The following is a 3,316-nucleotide window of genomic DNA, read 5'->3' on the forward strand; positions in this document are numbered from 1 at the left end:
TGGGTACTCAGCCAAATGTCCAAACACAGGATCAACGCTCAACCCGTCAGCAACCGGCCGGTCAGACAGGTCAGGTGCAACGCCTGCGGCCCTCCGCAATCCCACGAATCCTGCCCGCCGGACACGCCTCTACTGCATCCGCAGAAGCGGGCCACTGACCCAGACCCAACCAACACTGCCCGGGCAACGTCGAAGAACGTTCAAATGAGCATAGAGCAAAAGAAAAATACATTGAAATAAATTAGTGCACAGCGGTCAAGCGGCTGTCTTTTGCTGCAAGGACTTCGAAATCGCCGGTTCGCTACTCGTGAGAATACACTCCGGACGAATAGTAGCAACCCGCGGAGTGGTACTTTAACTGCATCGGACGAATTTCGCTATACAGCGGCACGATTTCGCTCGGCGAGTAGTGGAATACTACGCTCTTCCGGCTGACCCTATTGGAGATTGGGCGACCGCCGTGGGCAAGTTCCGAGTGCCATATTAGTACATCGCCGCGCTTGGCCATGAAAGATATGCGCTTCAACAAGAGGCGCTCACTTTCGCTTACAATCGCTTTGGCGTGCTTAGCGTCCTCTTCCCTGAGGATATCTGCGCTGACGTCAACGAGGTGCGCGTCCGTGATGTTTTTGAAGCGCCCGGCGTGGACGAACTCCGGCAGCTTGCGATGACTTTCCACGAAGTACTCCAACTCACCCGCGTCGGGCTTCACATCCTCGAGCGCGAACCACGCGGCGGAGAACTGCTGCGGAATAGAGTACGCGACATAGGCCGAATCTTGATGCATAGGTTGTGCCGAGCCGCGGTAAAAGCCCAGTGACTGCGAGGCCGAGGCGGGCCGCTCGAACAGGAGGTGGAGAAAGCGGGCCACCGCCGGCGCGAAGCCGAGGTCGCGGATCTGATCGAAATACCAGTGCAGGTCCAGAGCCTTAGCAGGCACCTCGGTCATTTGCTCGTGCCAGGCGATCTGGCCGGGCGCGACGAGACCGCACTCGAAGAGGACCTGGGGATAACGGCCTTCGTAGGCCGCTTCCAGCACCTCGGTAGCGCGGTCCAGGATTACGTTCGGAACGGCGTTCTTCAGCACGACGTAGCCGTCCTGGACAAGGCTCTCCAGGTCCCGCGCTTCATCGGCGGTGATGGCGCCAAGTTCATACTTGCCGTGGATCAAGTCCAGTGCGTTGGCCTGATCAATCCACAGGCCGCCATAAGCAGAACGCATGGCCGCCGCGTTCTTCGGCCGTAGGGCCTTCGGATTGGGCCTATAGCCGCGATGACGGCCGATCCGATCATAGTGTTGCTCCAGCAGTGCTGCGTCGGTTGACGAAGACTCCTCAGCCGCCAGCGGGTACGACTTCGCATACCAAACGGCGTCGAAATTGGACAACGCTGCGGTGTCGGCGGGCGTTCCGCGCCGGCCTTCTCTGCGCCCGGATTTGAGATAGTGCTGCAGAGCGGAGTTGAAGTACCCCGCCCGGATCGCTTCGGCGACATCCGGGTTGGCGTGGAGATACCATTCTGCGTCGAAGTCGACTCCGACATCCGCATCCGCGTGCGGCATCAGTTCGTTCTCTGCGTGCTCGGTCTCAGCCATTTCGCCGCGGTCACCGCCTCTTTGCTCTATTGCTGCAGGTTACGGAGCCCAATATAACATTGCCGCGTTCGCCACGAGAATTTTCCTGGGCTCTGGATCATCGCCGGTTTCATGCACACCGTGCAGTTCAATGAGCGATGCGGAGTCTCCGGAGGTGAAGTCCCTTGGGATCTCGTCAACGGGTGCGTCTGTGGCCGCGCGATGGTGCAAGGCTGGTTCGCGCCGGTGTCCGGCAACTCGGTCGAGGTAACCGAGAGGTAACCGAGCAGAGCAGGCCGACCACCATCAACCTCGGCCCCTCGACCACGGTCATGGAGTACGTCGAGGCGCAGTTGACCGAAGCGGCTACCGGCAACTGCGTGACAGTTAATTTCAAACCCGCCCGACGCGGGGCAGCGCTGGCACGAACATCCCTGTGTAACGGAACCCTCCGATGGATGGCCCCAAGTGCCCGCAACCGAAGACCGAAGCGTGGGCGCGTTAGGCGCTACGCCACGGGATGCGACCGTTCAGCGCGATTGCCCCGTAAGTGCAGTAGTCTGCATAGCGCTACACCGTTCCTCCGATGGTGGAATAATTCTCTACCGGGTTTGGCCGCAGCGGCCGACGATTGAAAGGTTTTCGATGCAACTAACTTTCGACCATGGTCGGCTAACTGGAGCTGCGCTCCTAGGGGTCGCCGTCGCAACCGTGTTATCTGTGGGTGCGTGCAGTTCCAAGCACGACGAGAAGTCCCCCGAGGCGCAGTCCCAAGAGGTGAAGTCGCCGGCACCCGGCGCCGGTCAGCAAGTGGTGGTTCAAGGCTTGATCTCTTCTGTTTCCGGCGACTCGGTCGAGGTCACTCAGAATAATGGTGGGGTGGCCACCATCCACCTCGACTCGTCGACCAAGGTAGTGGAGTACGTCGACGCTCAGCTGGTCGATGTGGTCAGCGGCAGCTGCGTGACAGTTAATTTCAAACCGGGTCCGGCCCAAGGTGGCGCGGGCACGGCCGTCTCTGTCCAACTGAACCCGCCTGCGAGTGACGGCAAGTGCCCGCAACCAAAGACCGAAGCAGCCGAATCGTCCGGTGCAGTTCGTCAGGTGATCGGGACCGTTGCTTCTGTAGCAGAGAACACAATCAACGTGAACGCTACCGGCGCCAACGGCAGTCCGTCTCAGACCGACGTAACGGTAGCCGATCAGACGGACTACACAAAGGGCGCACCTAGCGATTCGGGGGCCGTCGTGCAAGGCAAGTGCATCAACGCATGGGGAGTCAAGGATGCTGGCGGAAAACTGGAATTAGCTGGCCTTAATTTGAGCCCTGCCGACAACGGTGGGTGCATGCAGTTTGGCGTTAAGGGGCATTGATCGGCCATTGCGATCTGGGCGCGCCGAGGGTGTCTTCGCGGATCGCGTTGAGCACCGTCTCGTAGCGCGCACAGTTAAACCAGGGACCGGATAGCGGTCAGAGGTTCCTGGCCTGCTTCTATCGCCAGTGGATCGATGGAGGCAGGCCAGGATTGCCCTGTGGTGGTCGTGAGAAGTACATGCGGTGAACGCTGCTGGTGTGCGTCCTGCGCTCGGCGATTTGAATAGCTTTGTGCAGACACCGTGGAAGCGTCTGCTGTCCCCGTGGTCGGCACTTGCCGCAAGAAACGCCGAGAACGGTGGGCCTTGCTCGATGGTTGCAGTTTGGCCGTGATGCCAGCGCGGTCGTCGCGCCGAAAGTTGGAGTGC

2 protein-coding genes are annotated in these 3,316 nt (G+C 60.1%); one reads left to right on the forward strand and one right to left on the reverse strand.

Features of this window, described 5'->3' with window-relative positions; translation table 11 throughout:
* Nucleotides 1-301 precede the first annotated feature (301 nt).
* Nucleotides 302-1,594, reverse strand: a complete 1,293-nt coding sequence (locus K6T84_RS23670) for a phytanoyl-CoA dioxygenase family protein (protein ID WP_329786974.1) — start codon at nt 1,592-1,594, stop codon at nt 302-304.
* A gap of 699 nt (nt 1,595-2,293) precedes the next feature.
* On the opposite strand from K6T84_RS23670, the gene K6T84_RS23675 reads away from it, so the two are divergent.
* Nucleotides 2,294-2,947, forward strand: a complete 654-nt coding sequence (locus K6T84_RS23675) for a hypothetical protein (RefSeq protein ID WP_329786975.1) — start codon at nt 2,294-2,296, stop codon at nt 2,945-2,947.
* Nucleotides 2,948-3,316: the final 369 nt, after the last annotated feature.

The sequence above is a fragment of the Mycobacterium zoologicum genome, from assembly GCF_020181635.2.
In the GTDB taxonomy this organism is placed as follows: Bacteria; Actinomycetota; Actinomycetes; order Mycobacteriales; family Mycobacteriaceae; genus Mycobacterium; species Mycobacterium zoologicum.

Excerpts from the sequence above, each read along its gene's own strand:
- K6T84_RS23670 (WP_329786974.1), bottom strand. The coding sequence starts at position 1,594 with ATGGCTGAGACCGAGCACGCAGAGAACGAACTGATGCCGCACGCGGAT.